The following is a 13,654-nucleotide window of genomic DNA, read 5'->3' on the forward strand; positions in this document are numbered from 1 at the left end:
CGCCCGCGCCGGGGCTGCGCGTGCCCGCGCGGGGGGGGGGCCCCGTGTAAACACTATCGGCGCGGCCATCCGGGGGGGCGGGGCGCCCGGCGGGGCGGGGCGCGCGCCCCGTCCGTCGCCTGCTGAGCCGCCCCCGGCCCTGCTGACACCTCGGCACCGGGGCCGGGCCGCCGGTTCGGGGGAGGGCCCGCGGGGGGCCGGGGCTCAGGAGAAGTTCGGCGCGTTGCGCTCGTAGACCAGGCGCAGCCCGATCAGCGTCAGCCACGGCTCGTGGTCGTCGATCACCGAGGACTCGCCGAGCACCATCGGTGCCAGCCCGCCCGTGGCGATGACCCGGACGTCGTTCGGATCGCCGTGCGGGCCGGCCAGTTCCCGGGCCATGCGGGTGACGACCCCGTCGACCTGGCCCGCGAAGCCGTACACCACGCCCGACTGCATCGCCTCGACCGTGGACTTGCCGATCACGTGCCGCGGCCGGGCCAGCTCGATCTTGCGGAGCTGGGCGCCGCGCACGCCCAGGGCCTCCATCGAGATCTCTATGCCCGGGGCGATCACACCGCCGACGTACTCGCCCTTCGCGGACACCGCGTCGAAGGTGGTCGCCGTACCGAAGTCGACCACGATCGCCGGGCCCCCGTAGAGGTCGACGGCCGCGACCGCGTTGATGATGCGGTCCGCGCCGACCTCCTTCGGGTTGTCCATGAGGATCGGCACGCCCGTCTTGATGCCCGGCTCGACGAGCACCGCGGGAACGTCGCCGTAGTAGCGGCGCGTCACCTCGCGGAGCTCGTGCAGCACCGACGGGACCGTCGAACAGATCGCGATGCCGTGGATGCCGTCGCCCAGCTCGCTGCCGAGCATCGGGTGCATGCCCATCAGGCCCTGCATCAGGACGGCCATCTCGTCGGCCGTGCGGCGCGGGTCGGTGGAGATGCGCCAGTGCTCGACGATCTCGTCACCGTCGAACAGGCCGAGCACGGTGTGGGTGTTGCCGACGTCGATGGTGAGCAGCACCGGTTACACCGCCTCGCGCAGGTCGAGCCCGATGTCCAGGATGGGCGAGGAGTGCGTCAGCGCGCCGACGGCCAGGAAGTTCACGCCCGTCTCGGCGTACGCCCGCGCGTTCTCCAGGGTCAGCCGGCCGGAGGACTCCAGGATCGCCCGGCCCTTGTTGTGCTCCCTGTTCAGGATCACGGCCTCCTCGGTCTCCATCGGCGTGAAGTTGTCGAGGAGGATCAGGTCGGCCCCGGCGTCCATGACCTCGCGCGCCTGGTGCAGGGTGTCGACCTCGACCTCGATCGGCACCTCCGGGAACGCCTCGCGCACGGCCTTGAACGCCGCCGCGACCCCGCCGGCGGCGACGACGTGGTTGTCCTTGACCAGCGCGGCGTCCGACAGGGACATGCGGTGGTTCACGCCGCCGCCGCAGCGCACCGCGTACTTCTCCAGCGAGCGCAGGCCCGGCGTGGTCTTGCGGGTGTCGCGGACCTTCGCCCCGGTGCCCTCCAGCACGTCCGCCCAGCGGCGGGTGGCCGTCGCGATGCCCGACAGGCGGCACAGGATGTTCAGCGCGCTGCGCTCGGCGGTCAGCAGGTCCCGGGTGCGGGCCCGCACCGACAGCAGCACGTCGCCCTTGTGCACGGCGGCGCCGTCCTCGGCGTGCCGCTCGACCTCGAAGGCCTCGCTGCACGCGACGGAGAACACCGCCTCGACGACGCGCAGCCCGGCCACGACGCCGTCCTCGCGGGCGACGAAGTCGGCGACGGCCTCGGCGTCTTCGGGCACGGTCGCGACGGTGGTGACGTCCACGCCGCCGTCGAGGTCCTCGGCCAGCGCCATGTGGGCGATGTCCTCGACCTCGACGGGGTCGAGGCCGGCCTCGACCAGCAGCCCGGCGAGCGCCGGGTCCAGGCCGCTCTCCTCGCCGTCGCCGCAGCCGCAGTCGTCGCCGCAGCCGCCTTCGTTCTGCTCGATCAGGGGAAGTTCGGGGGTGCTCACGATGCCTGCTCCTGGCTCAAGGGGTGCTGTACGGACGGGAAGTCCGCGGAGTCGGTGGGGGTGACGACCAGGGCCCGCTGCTCGGTGCGGGACAGCCTGACGACGAGGTGGCGGCGCCAGGCGGCGTCGTCGCGGTCGGGGAAGTCCTCGCGCCAGTGGCAGCCGCGGGTCTCCTCGCGCCGCAGGGCGGCGGCGACCAGCACCCGGGCCACGCACAGCAGGTTCGTGGCCTCCCACGTGTCGGTGCCCGGCACGGCGGTCTTGCCGTTCGTCTCCAGGGCGGTCAGCGCGGTGGCGTACAGGTCCTCCAGGGCGGCGGCCGCCGCCCGCAGGGACTCCGCGGAGCGCAGCACGCCCGCGCCCTGCGTCATGATGCGCTGGACCTCGTAGCGGGCCTCTGCGGGCTGGAGCGGGCCGGTCGAGGGGACCGGTACGCCCGGGCCGCTGCCCGACGGGGCGCTCGCCGCGATGTCGTCGGCGATCCGCTCGGCGAAGACCAGCCCCTCCAGCAGGGAGTTGGAGGCCAGCCGGTTCGCGCCGTGGACACCGGTGCAGGCGACCTCGCCGCACGCGTACAGGCCGGGCACGGTGGTGCGGCCGTGCAGGTCGGTGCGGATGCCGCCGGATGCGTAGTGCGCGGCGGGCGCGACCGGGATCGGCTCGGTCACCGGGTCGATGCCGTGGGCCCGGCACGCGGCGAGGATGGTCGGGAAGCGCTGCTCCCACATCGCGGCGCCGAAGTGCCGGGCGTCCAGGTACATGTGCTGCGCGCCCTGCTCCTGCATGCGGCGCATGATGCCCTTGGCGACGATGTCGCGCGGGGCCAGCTCGGCCAGCTCGTGCGCGCCGACCATGAAGCGGACGCCGTCCGCGTCGACCAGGTGCGCGCCCTCGCCGCGGACCGCCTCCGACACCAGCGGCTGCTGGCCCTCGGCGTCCGGGCCCAGGTACAGCACGGTGGGGTGGAACTGGACGAACTCCAGGTCGGAGACCTCGGCCCCGGCGCGCAGCGCGAGTGCCACGCCGTCGCCGGTGGACACCGACGGGTTGGTGGTGGCGGAGAACACCTGGCCCATGCCGCCGGTCGCGAGGATCACGGCGGGCGCGTGGACAGCGCCGACCCCGTCGTGCTGGCCCTCGCCCATGACGTGCAGGGTGACGCCGGCCGTGCGGCCCCCGGCGTCCTGGAGCAGGTCCAGGACCAGCGCGTTCTCGACGGTCTCGATGCCGGCCGCGTGCACGGCCTCGACCAGCGCGCGGGAGATCTCGGCGCCGGTGGCGTCGCCGCCCGCGTGCGCGATCCGGCGACGGTGGTGGCCGCCCTCGCGGGTCAGCTCGATCTCCCCGGTCTCGGCGGAGGTGTCGAAGACGGCACCGGAGTCGATCAGCCGGCGCACCGCGTCGGGCCCCTCGGTGACCAGCAGCCGGACGGCGTCCTCGTCGCACAGGCCGGCGCCCGCGACCAGGGTGTCGTCCAGGTGCTGCCCGGGGGTGTCGCCCTCGCCGAGCGCGGCGGCGATCCCGCCCTGGGCCCAGCGGGTGGAGCCGTCGTCGAGCCGGGCCTTGGTGACCACGACGGTGCGGCGGCCCGCGGCGGCGCAGCGCAACGCGGCCGTCAGGCCCGCCACACCCGAGCCGACGACCACGACGTCGGCCTCGACGGCCCAGCCGGGGGCGGGCGCGTGCAGCCGTATGCCGGTACCGGCGGGGCCTGTGCCTGGGGTGCTCACGAGTGTGCTCCGAACTCCAATGGGATGTTGTCGATCAGCCGGGTCGCGCCGACCTTCGCGGCGACGGCCAGTACGGCGCGCCCGGTGAAGTCGGGGCCGACGTCGGTGAAGTCCTGCGGGTCCACCAGGGCCAGGTAGTCCAGGACCAGCGGCGGCTCGTGCCGGCCCGCCTCGTCCAGGACGTGCCGGGCCGCGGCCCGCACGGCGTCCGGCAGGCCGGTGCCCGCCGCGGCGGCCGCGGACGACACGGCGTGCGCGTCCGCCGAGGCCCGGATCTCGCCCAGCCGGGCCAGGGCCGTGGCCCGCTCGTCGCTGGCGGGGGCCGCCTCGGCGCGGGCGCGCAGCGCGGCCTGCGCGGCGAGCCGGTCGCGGCCCGCGAACAGGGCGCGCGACAGGGCCAGGGCGGTGCGCCGCTCGGGGGCGGAGAGGTAGCGGTTGCGGGAGGACAGGGCGAGCCCGTCCTCCTCGCGGACGGTCGGTACGCCGACCACCTCGACGGGGAAGTTCAGGTCGGTCACCATCCGCCGGATCAGCGCCAGCTGCTGGGCGTCCTTCTGGCCGAACAGGGCCAGGTCGGGGCGGGTGAGGTGGAGCAGCTTGGCGACGACGGTCAGCATGCCGTCGAAGTGGCCGGGCCGGGTGGCGCCCTCCAGACGGGTGCCCATCGGGCCGGCGCTGATCCGCACCTGGGGGTCCCCGCCGGGGTAGACCTCGTCGACGGCCGGGGCGAACACGGCGTCGGCGCCCGCCCCGGCGGCCAGCTCCAGGTCGGCGTCCAGGGTGCGCGGGTAGCGGTCGAGGTCCTCGTTCGCCCCGAACTGCAGCGGGTTGACGAAGACCGTGACGACGACCTGGCCCTCGGGCCCGGCCTGCTCCCGGGCCGACCGGATCAGGGTGGCGTGTCCCTCGTGGAGGGCGCCCATCGTCATGACGACCGCGCGCGGCCCGGAGCCGGCGCGCGGGAGCTCCGCGAGCTTCTCCGCGGTGTCGATCAGCAGCAGGTCGTGGCTCACCGGCCGTTGCCCCCTTCGGGTCCCTCGGTGCCGTTCAGGTCCGGCCCGCCCGGACCTGCGTCCGCGCCGACGCCGTCGGCGAGGACCCCCAGCAGGTCCTCGGCCAGCTCGGGCTTGAGCAGCCCGTGGGCCAGGGCCCGGTCCGCGGTCGTCCGGGCCATCGCCAGGTATCCGGCGAGCGTCCCCGGGGCGTGCCGGCGCAGCTCCGCCACGTGCGCCGCGACCGTTCCGGCGTCGCCGCGGGCCACCGGCCCGGTCAGGGCGGCGTCCCCCGAGCGCAGGGCGTTGTCCAGGGCCGCGCCCAGCAGCGGGCCGAGCATCCGGTCGGGGTGCTCCACGCCGGCCTTGGCCAGCAGCTCCATGGCCTGGGCGACCAGCGTGACCAGGTGGTTCGAGCCGAGGGCGAGGGCGGCGTGGTAGAGCGGGCGGTCCGCCTCCGCGATCCACTCGGGCTCCCCGCCCATCTCGATGACCAGGGCCTCGGCCGCGAGCCGCAGCTCGTCGGGGGCGGTGACGCCGAAGGAGCAGCCCGCGAGCCGCTGCACGTCGACCTCGGTGCCGGTGAACGTCATCGCGGGGTGCAGGGCCAGCGGCAGCGCGCCCGCCCGGCGGGCCGGGTCCAGGACGGAGGCCCCGTACCGCCCCGAGGTGTGCACGAGCAGCTGCCCGGGCCGTACCGCGCCGGTCTCGGCGAGCCCCTGCACGAGGCCGGGCAGCGCGTCGTCGGGCACGGTCAGCAGCACGAGGTCGGCCAGCTCCAGCACCTGCGCGGGCGGGACGAGCGGCACGTCGGGCAGCATCCGCTCGGCACGACGGCGGGAGGCGTCCGAGACGCCGGAGACGGCGACCGGGCGGTGTCCCGCCAGCTGCAGGGCGCGCGCCAGGGCCGGGCCGACCCGGCCGGCCCCGACGACGCCGACGGACAGCCGGGCGGGTCGGGCGGACGGATCCCGGGGTTCCGTCTGATGGGGTGCGTTCACGCGGGGTGGGCCTTCCGTTCCAGTCCGCGGGGGTACCGGACGATACGCCGCCATGCTATGCGCTCCGCGGGAAGTGCCGCGATGGGCCGGCCGTCGGCTGCGGGCGCTTCGGGGCGCGGCCGAACCGCCGTCGGCTTCGCCGCGGCCCGGCCCCTGGCGATCGGCGATGATCTGGGCCATGACCGATGACATCGAGCGGGTGAACCGGCTGGCCGCGGCGGGGCGCTCGGCCGGGCGCAAGCTGTGCGGCAGCGTGCGCGAGACCACGGTCGGCGAGCTGCTCGCGGAACTGGCCGCACCCGACCCCGACGAGCCCGCCGACGTCTACGGCGACGGCGTCGTGGCCAGGCTGGAGGAGCGGGTCGCCGAACTCCTCGGCACGCAGGAGGCCGCCTTCTTCCCGTCGGGCACGATGGCCCAGCAGATCGCCTTGCGCTGCTGGGCGGGCCGCACCGGCAACCCGGTGGTCGCCCTGCACCCGATGAGCCACCCCGAGCTGTGGGAGGGCGGCGCGCTGTCCCTGGTCTCGGGCCTGCGCACGGTGCACCCCACCCGGGAGCCGCGCCAGCCCACCGCCGAGGAGGTCGCCGAGCTCGCGGAGCCCTTCGGCACGCTGATGCTGGAGCTCCCGCTGCGCGAGGCGGGCTTCCTGCTGCCGTCCTGGGAGGAGCTGGAGGAGCTCGTCGGCGCGGCCCGGGAGCGGGACGCGGTCGTCCACTTCGACGGGGCCCGGCTGTGGGAGGCCGCCACCCACCTCGGCCGGACCCTGCCGGAGATCGCGGCCCTGGCCGACTCGGTGTACGTGTCCTTCTACAAGTCGTTGGGCGGGCTGAGCGGAGCGGCGCTCGCGGGCCCGTCCGCCCTGATCGCCGAGGCGAAGGTGTGGCGCCACCGGTACGGCGGCCAGGTCTTCCGCCAGTTCCCGCAGGCCCTGTCGGCCCTGGCCGGGCTGGAGCGGGAGCTGCCGCTGCTCCCCTCGTACGTCGCGCACGCGCGCGTGGTGGCCGAAGGCCTGCGGGAGGGCTTCCTGACCGCCGGGACGCCCTGGTTCCGGATCCACCCGGAGGTGCCGCACACCCACCAGTTCCAGGTGTGGCTGCCGTACGGGGCGGACCAGCTGACGGACGCCGGGATCCGGCTGGCGGAGGAGACGGGCACCGTCCTGTTCCGCGGCTGGGCGCCGGCGCCCGTGCCGGGCCTGGCGGTGACGGAGGTGACGGTCGCCGAGCCCGGCCTGGCCTGGACCGGTCAGGACGTCGCCCTGGCCGTCGCCGCCTTCCTCGCCCGCCTCTAGTGCTGTGACGCCCGCCGGGCCCGGGGCGGGGCCGCCCGCCGGGGCCGCCCCGGGCAACCTCGGCCGCCCCCGGGACGTCTCCCAAGACGCCGGGCACAAGCCGGCACGCCGGGCGCGACGCACCGAATTCGGCCGAAGTGGCCGACTCGGGGCCCCCGCGGGGTTACCGTCCCCCCACGGGAAGCACCAGCCCGTCCATCGGAGGAGAGACACCATGACCGCTGACCCCGAGTGGCAGAAGTCCTCGTACTGCGGAGAGGGAGAGGCCTGCGTCTACGTGCTCGCCACTCCCGGGCACCTCGTCCGCGTGGCCGACCGCGCCGACCCGGCACACCTCGTCCTGGCCACCACGCAGGCCGCCTGGACCGAATTCCTGCGCGCCGTGAAGGAGCGCGGCTGACCCGCGGCCGGTCCGCGGCCGCTCCGCCGCGCCGGAATCACGGCGATCAGGGGATTTTGTCCGATTAGCGCGTATCTTCGGCGCATGCCCACGCCCTACGGATCCCGCGGCGGCATGGCGTTCAGCGCCGCCGAGCTGCGCGTGCTCAGGCGCACCCTCGCCCATGCCCTCCAGTCCTCCACGGCCCCCCTGCCGGCATCCGAGGTGCAGGACTGCCTGCGCCTCGCGCAGTCGGTGGACGAAGCGGTCCAGGAGGCGGGCCGGCTCAGAACGTTCCTCCTCGCCGATCTCGCGCGGTACCGAAGCGCCCTGCCCGGCAGCCTCACCGGCTACCTGGAGCTGCTCCAGGACGCCCTGGCCGCAGGCTACGAGCCCGAACCGGACGACCTCGCGGCCCTGCGCGCGCTGCGCGCCAACCCGATCGCGGCGGTGCTGCTCGACCACGCCCAGGCCGTCGCCGGGCGCGCGCTGCGCCGGCGGTCGCCCGCCGCCCCGCCGCCCCGGACCCGGCTGCTGGCCCTGGCCGGCGGGCGCGACGCCGCGGACGCGGGCGGACCCCGCGGCGGTGTCCGGGACGGCGCCAAGGAGCCGCCGCGGCCCCAGCCGTCCCAGCCGTCCCGGCCCTCCCCGGAGGCCCCGCCGCGGCCCGAGCGGCCCGTCCCGACCCCCGGCGAGGTGTTCCCGCCGCGCCGGAAGCCCACCCCGCCCCCGGCGGCCGGGCTGGCGGCCGGGTAGCTAGGCTGGCGCCATGGACTACGTTTCCGCGCTCGTTCCCCCGTTCGTGATGGCCGGTTTCTTCATCGCTCTCGTCGTGACGATCGTGAAGAGCCAGGGCGGCGCCAACAAGGCGAAGGAGGATGCGGCCGTCGATGCCGCGCTCTCCCGCGCCGAAGCCGTCCAGCAGGCGCAGCCCCGCCCGTAGCGGGCGGGTGTTCCGGGCGTACGGCCTCCGGGCCGCACGCCCGGTTTTTGTTGCCCGGTGTCGCGTGAATGGCCGGGCAATTCCGCACATTCCGCACTATCGTGCTGGTGTGCCTCGCCCCTTGGGAGAACTCGAAGACGCGGTCATGACGCGGGTGTGGCAGTGGAACCGCCCGGTCACGGTACGTGAAGTCCTGGAAGACCTCCAGCAGGAACGGTCCATCGCGTACACCACGGTGATGACCGTTATGGACAATCTCCATCAGAAGGGCTGGGTCCGCCGGGAAGCCGAAGGCCGCGCCTATCGATATACGGCGGTCTCCACCCGTGCCGCCTACTCGGCCGCACTGATGAACGAAGCCTGGTCCACGAGCGACAGCCCCGCGGCCGCCCTGGTGGCCTTCTTCGGGATGATGTCGCCCGAACAGCGCGAGGCGCTCCGCGACGCCATCCGGATCGTCCAGCACGACGAGGAGTCGGCTGCCGATCAGGCCCCCGCCCCCGCGCCCCGACCGGCCCCCGAGGCCGCCCCCGAGGCCGCCCCCGAAACCGCCCCCGAGGCGGACGCCGAGGCCCCTGCCGGACCCCCCGGGGCCGCTGCCGAGCCCGCCTCCGGCGCCGAAGGGGACTCCGCCGGAGACGGCCCCCACCCGGGGCGATAGCGTCCGGTCATGGCCGAGATTTCCGCTGCCCCAGCAAAAACGGTGACCATCCGCCGTGCTCGTACCGGTGATGTTCGCGCTCTGCGCCGCCTCCTCGACCAGTACGTGCAGCAGCGGATCCTCCTCGACAAAGCCCCGGTCACCCTTTACGAGGACATCCAGGAGTTCTGGGTCGCGGAACGCCTCTCCGACGGCCGGGTGGTGGGCTGCGGCGCACTCCACGTGATGTGGGAAGACCTCGCCGAAGTGCGCACTCTCGCCGTCGACCGCGAGTTGAAGGGGGCGGGAGTCGGCCATCAGCTGCTCGCGCAGTTGTTGGAGACCGCCCGCGCGGTGGGGGTCCGCCGGGTTTTCTGCCTCACCTTCGAAGTGGACTTCTTCGCGAAGCACGGCTTCGTCGAGATCGGGGAGACGCCGGTCGAGACCGATGTGTACGTGGAGCTCCTGCGTTCCTATGACGAGGGCGTCGCCGAGTTCCTCGGTCTCGAACGAGTGAAGCCGAACACCTTGGGCAACAGTCGGATGCTTCTGCACCTCTGAACGATCACGTCGGCTTTTGCCGGGCTCCGCGCACCTGTGGCCTATGTCCGAATCGCGCACGTTTCCCTCCTCGCTGCGGTCCTGAACCTCTCCCGGGGGGTTTGTGTTTTCCCGGGAAAAGCGGTTTCCTTTCCGCGTACTGCTTTTCGATGAAAGGAAATCCGGTGGCACAGAAGGTTCAGGTCCTTCTTGTCGACGACCTCGACGGTGGCGAGGCGGACGAGACCGTGACGTTCGCTCTGGATGGCAAGACCTACGAGATCGACCTCACCACCGCCAACGCGGAAAAGCTCCGTGGTCTGCTCGAGCCGTACACCAAGGGCGGCCGCCGCACCGGCGGCCGTGCCGCAGCGGGCCGCGCCAAGGGCCGCGCCGCAGCGAGCTCCGGCAACCCGGACACCGCCGAGATCCGCGCCTGGGCCAAGGCCCAGGGGATGAACGTCAACGACCGCGGTCGGGTCCCGGCGGAGATCCGCGAGGCTTACGAGAACGCCAAGGGCTGACCCCGTACCGGCGTACGCCGCCGCAGTCGCGCCCGGTGGCATTCCGTGGCCGCCGCCGCGACCAGGCGTACGAGATCGGGCCCGGCAGCTTCCTGTCGGAGGCCGACGCCGACCTGCCCAGGACCGGGCAGGGCCGGCAGCAGTGCCTCATACCCCTGCTCGGGGGGTCGCAGCCACACGGCGACCCCCCGGGGACTTCCCCCCGCGGCCCGTCCCGGGGGAACCGGAGCCGTGATCCGGCCACCGGCGCCCAGGGCGGTGAGATCGAGGGCGACCCCGCCCCACTCCAGCCAGTCGAGCAGCCCCGGCAGCTCCTCCGCGGCCCCAGCCGCCACCAGGAACCGCATCCTGCGGCCCATGAGGGCGACCGGACCGGTGGCCACCGGCCGGCGCAGCAGTTCCGTCCCCGCATCGGACGGCAGCTCCAGCACGTCGAACCGGATCCCGGTGACGAGCTGGGCGGGCGGCCCGCCCGCGACGGTCCAGCCGAGCACCCGCTCGTACCAGGACGCCCAGCGGTCCTCCGGAGCGGTGCGCGGCAGCGGAACGGTGAAGGCCATGACAGGAGCAACTCCGAACGGCTTCCCGAGTTACGCTGTGCACTCCCACCAATGCGGAACGTAAAGCTCCAGGGGGTGGCGTCCCGCATTCGGGACCGAATCGTGTTCGCCCGTAGCGGAGTGACGCGGTGCCGAGGGCATGGACTGTCACTGCTTACGGGTAAGACATTCCTAGTGGATCGGGGCGACACGCTGATTTGAGCGGGTTCCGTTCGCCCTCGGCGTACACCTGTGACGGGTATCTGCCTGGCCTGCGGGAACATCGTCTCGCACCATCGGGTTGGAGCAGTTGTCGGCTGTTGAAGCCGGTTTTCCCCACTGTCGTGGGGGTGAGCCGCGGACGGATGTCGGCAGTTGGAATGAGCTGTCCCGCCCCGCGGGACTAGCATGCGGAAGGACAGGGCGGGGACCGACCCCGAACTGCCCGACCGCTCTGAGGAGCGATAAACGATGTTCGAGAGGTTCACCGACCGCGCGCGGCGGGTTGTCGTCCTGGCTCAGGAAGAAGCCCGGATGCTCAACCACAACTACATCGGCACCGAGCACATCCTCCTGGGCTTGATCCACGAGGGTGAGGGTGTCGCCGCTAAGGCCCTGGAGAGCCTCGGGATTTCGCTCGAGGCTGTTCGCCAGCAGGTTGAGGAGATCATCGGCCAGGGTCAGCAGGCCCCGTCCGGCCACATCCCCTTCACCCCGCGGGCGAAGAAGGTCCTGGAGCTCTCGCTCCGAGAGGCCCTCCAGCTCGGCCACAACTACATCGGCACCGAGCACATCCTGCTGGGCCTGATCCGGGAGGGCGAGGGCGTCGCCGCCCAGGTCCTGGTCAAGCTGGGCGCCGATCTCAACAGGGTCCGGCAGCAGGTCATCCAGCTGCTCTCCGGCTACTCCGGCGGAGGCAAGGAGTCGGCCACGGCAGGCGGCCCGGCCGAGGGCACCCCCTCGACCTCGCTCGTCCTGGACCAGTTCGGCCGCAACCTCACCCAGGCGGCCCGCGAATCCAAGCTCGACCCGGTCATCGGGCGCGAGAAGGAGATCGAGCGGGTCATGCAGGTGCTGTCCCGCCGTACCAAGAACAACCCGGTGCTCATCGGCGAGCCCGGCGTCGGCAAGACCGCCGTCGTCGAGGGCCTGGCCCAGGCCATCGTCAAGGGCGAGGTGCCCGAGACCCTCAAGGACAAGCACCTCTACACCCTCGACCTGGGCGCGCTCGTCGCCGGCTCCCGCTACCGCGGTGACTTCGAAGAGCGCCTGAAGAAGGTCCTGAAGGAGATCCGCACCCGCGGCGACATCATCCTGTTCATCGACGAGCTCCACACGCTGGTCGGTGCGGGTGCCGCGGAAGGCGCCATCGACGCGGCCTCGATCCTGAAGCCGATGCTGGCCCGCGGTGAGCTCCAGACCATCGGTGCCACCACGCTCGACGAGTACCGCAAGCACCTGGAGAAGGACGCGGCCCTGGAGCGCCGCTTCCAGCCCATCCAGGTCGCCGAGCCTTCGCTGCCGCACACGATCGAGATCCTCAAGGGTCTGCGCGACCGCTACGAGGCCCACCACCGCGTCTCGATCACGGACGAGGCCCTCGTCCAGGCGGCCACCCTGGCCGACCGGTACATCTCGGACCGCTTCCTGCCGGACAAGGCGATCGACCTGATCGACGAGGCCGGCTCCCGGATGCGCATCCGCCGGATGACCGCGCCGCCGGACCTCCGCGAGTTCGACGAGAAGATCGCGGCCGTGCGTCGGGACAAGGAGTCGGCGATCGACTCCCAGGACTTCGAGAAGGCCGCCTCCCTCCGCGACAAGGAGAAGCAGCTCCTCGCGGGGAAGGCCAAGCGCGAGAAGGAATGGAAGGCCGGCGACATGGACGTCGTCGCCGAGGTCGACGGCGAGCTGATCGCCGAGGTCCTCGCGACCGCGACCGGCATTCCCGTCTTCAAGCTCACCGAGGAGGAGTCCTCGCGCCTGCTCCGCATGGAGGACGAGCTCCACAAGCGGGTCATCGGCCAGAAGGACGCCATCAAGGCGCTCTCCCAGGCGATCCGCCGTACCCGTGCGGGTCTGAAGGACCCGAAGCGCCCGGGTGGCTCGTTCATCTTCGCCGGTCCGTCCGGTGTCGGTAAGACCGAGCTCTCCAAGACGCTCGCCGAATTCCTCTTCGGCGACGAGGACGCGCTGATCTCCCTCGACATGTCGGAGTTCAGCGAGAAGCACACGGTTTCCCGCCTCTTCGGTTCGCCGCCCGGCTACGTGGGTTACGAAGAGGGCGGCCAGCTCACCGAGAAGGTGCGCCGCAAGCCGTTCTCCGTCGTCCTCTTCGACGAGGTCGAGAAGGCCCACCCGGATATCTTCAATTCCCTTCTCCAGATCCTGGAGGACGGTCGCCTGACCGACTCCCAGGGCCGGGTCGTGGACTTCAAGAACACGGTCATCATCATGACGACCAACCTGGGTACCCGGGACATCTCGAAGGGCTTCAACCTGGGCTTCGCCGCCCAGGGCGACGTCAAGACCGGCTACGAGCGCATGAAGGCCAAGGTCAACGAGGAGCTGAAGCAGCACTTCCGCCCCGAGTTCCTGAACCGTGTCGACGACACGGTGGTCTTCCACCAGCTGTCGCAGGAAGACATCATCCAGATCGTCGACCTGATGATCGCCAAGGTGGACGAGCGCCTGAAGGACCGCGACATGGGCATCGAGCTCAGCGGCGAGGCCAAGCTCCTGCTGGCCAAGCGCGGCTACGACCCGATCCTGGGTGCGCGTCCGCTGCGCCGCACGATCCAGCGCGAGATCGAGGACATCCTGTCGGAGAAGATCCTCTTCGGCGAGCTGCGCCCCGGTCACATCGTGGTCGTCGGCACGGAGGGCGAGGGCGAAACCGTCAAGTTCACCTTCCGCGGCGAGGAGAAGTCGGCCCTGCCGGACCTCCCGCCGATCGAGGCCACGGGCTCGGGTCCGGACCTCAGCAAGGGCTGACGGCCCGCCCGCGGCGCGGGCGGCCGTCAAGGCCTCAGGGGCGGGGCCCCGCACCCCCCCCGGGACGGGGCGGCCCCCCC

General features: G+C 72.8%; 14 protein-coding genes. 8 read left to right on the forward strand and 6 right to left on the reverse strand.

The genetic code is table 11. The annotated features are described in order from the left end of the window. Positions 1 to 204 precede the first annotated feature (204 nt). The 5 genes from ACFVGY_RS29895 to ACFVGY_RS29915 are packed head-to-tail and all read right to left on the reverse strand — an operon-like array spanning position 205 to position 5,721. Positions 205 to 1,014: a type III pantothenate kinase gene (locus ACFVGY_RS29895; RefSeq protein WP_385683005.1), complete on the reverse strand. Its 810-nt coding sequence runs from the start codon at positions 1,012 to 1,014 to the stop codon at positions 205 to 207. Positions 1,015 to 1,017: 3 nt separating this feature from the next. After that, positions 1,018 to 1,998: a carboxylating nicotinate-nucleotide diphosphorylase gene (nadC, locus tag ACFVGY_RS29900; RefSeq protein ID WP_385683008.1), complete on the reverse strand. Its 981-nt coding sequence runs from the start codon at positions 1,996 to 1,998 to the stop codon at positions 1,018 to 1,020. Beyond that, on the reverse strand, positions 1,995 to 3,728 hold the full coding sequence (locus ACFVGY_RS29905; RefSeq protein ID WP_385683011.1) for an L-aspartate oxidase: 1,734 nt from the start codon (positions 3,726 to 3,728) through the stop codon (positions 1,995 to 1,997). Before ACFVGY_RS29905 ends, nadC begins: the two co-directional genes overlap by 4 nt. Continuing rightward, the gene (gene panC / locus ACFVGY_RS29910) at positions 3,725 to 4,741 is read right to left on the reverse strand and encodes a pantoate--beta-alanine ligase (protein ID WP_385683014.1); all 1,017 of its coding nucleotides are present in this window, start codon (positions 4,739 to 4,741) and stop codon (positions 3,725 to 3,727) included. Before panC ends, ACFVGY_RS29905 begins: the two co-directional genes overlap by 4 nt. Next, complete coding sequence (locus ACFVGY_RS29915; RefSeq protein WP_385683017.1) at positions 4,738 to 5,721, reverse strand: Rossmann-like and DUF2520 domain-containing protein; 984 nt, start codon at positions 5,719 to 5,721, stop codon at positions 4,738 to 4,740. The genes panC and ACFVGY_RS29915 overlap by 4 nt, the downstream gene beginning before the upstream one ends. Positions 5,722 to 5,899: 178 nt before the next feature. Between ACFVGY_RS29915 and ACFVGY_RS29920 the strand changes: the two genes are divergently transcribed. The 7 genes from ACFVGY_RS29920 (at position 5,900) to ACFVGY_RS29950 (ending at position 10,041) form a co-directional block, all read left to right on the forward strand. Continuing rightward, entirely contained in the window at positions 5,900 to 7,015 is a 1,116-nt protein-coding gene (locus tag ACFVGY_RS29920) for a threonine aldolase family protein (protein WP_385683020.1), read from the forward strand. A 214-nt stretch (positions 7,016 to 7,229) separates the two neighbouring features. Then, the gene (locus ACFVGY_RS29925) at positions 7,230 to 7,415 is read left to right on the forward strand and encodes a DUF397 domain-containing protein (protein WP_385683023.1); all 186 of its coding nucleotides are present in this window, start codon (positions 7,230 to 7,232) and stop codon (positions 7,413 to 7,415) included. Between the two features lie 84 nt (positions 7,416 to 7,499). After that, complete coding sequence (locus ACFVGY_RS29930) at positions 7,500 to 8,150, forward strand: hypothetical protein (protein ID WP_385683026.1); 651 nt, start codon at positions 7,500 to 7,502, stop codon at positions 8,148 to 8,150. Between the two features lie 13 nt (positions 8,151 to 8,163). Further along, positions 8,164 to 8,337 carry a hypothetical protein gene (locus ACFVGY_RS29935; RefSeq protein WP_385683029.1) on the forward strand — a complete coding sequence of 58 codons (174 nt, stop codon included), beginning with the start codon at positions 8,164 to 8,166 and terminating at the stop codon, positions 8,335 to 8,337. 109 nt (positions 8,338 to 8,446) lie between these two features. After that, positions 8,447 to 8,998 carry a BlaI/MecI/CopY family transcriptional regulator gene (locus ACFVGY_RS29940; protein WP_385683031.1) on the forward strand — a complete coding sequence of 184 codons (552 nt, stop codon included), beginning with the start codon at positions 8,447 to 8,449 and terminating at the stop codon, positions 8,996 to 8,998. 9 nt (positions 8,999 to 9,007) lie between these two features. Further along, the gene (locus ACFVGY_RS29945; protein ID WP_385683033.1) at positions 9,008 to 9,538 is read left to right on the forward strand and encodes an amino-acid N-acetyltransferase; all 531 of its coding nucleotides are present in this window, start codon (positions 9,008 to 9,010) and stop codon (positions 9,536 to 9,538) included. A 164-nt stretch (positions 9,539 to 9,702) separates the two neighbouring features. Next, entirely contained in the window at positions 9,703 to 10,041 is a 339-nt protein-coding gene (locus tag ACFVGY_RS29950; protein WP_360639990.1) for an Lsr2 family protein, read from the forward strand. Here ACFVGY_RS29950 and ACFVGY_RS29955 read toward each other — a convergent pair. Further along, the gene (locus tag ACFVGY_RS29955) at positions 10,020 to 10,601 is read right to left on the reverse strand and encodes an SCO3374 family protein (RefSeq protein ID WP_385683036.1); all 582 of its coding nucleotides are present in this window, start codon (positions 10,599 to 10,601) and stop codon (positions 10,020 to 10,022) included. The genes ACFVGY_RS29950 and ACFVGY_RS29955 overlap by 22 nt on opposite strands. 450 nt (positions 10,602 to 11,051) lie before the next feature. On the opposite strand from ACFVGY_RS29955, the gene ACFVGY_RS29960 reads away from it, so the two are divergent. Then, positions 11,052 to 13,574, forward strand: coding sequence for an ATP-dependent Clp protease ATP-binding subunit (locus ACFVGY_RS29960; protein ID WP_385683039.1), 2,523 nt, complete (start codon positions 11,052 to 11,054; stop codon positions 13,572 to 13,574). The last annotated feature ends 80 nt before the right edge of the window (positions 13,575 to 13,654 follow it).

The sequence above is a fragment of the Streptomyces sp. NPDC127106 genome (assembly GCF_042677605.1).
GTDB lineage: Bacteria > Actinomycetota > Actinomycetes > Streptomycetales > Streptomycetaceae > Streptomyces.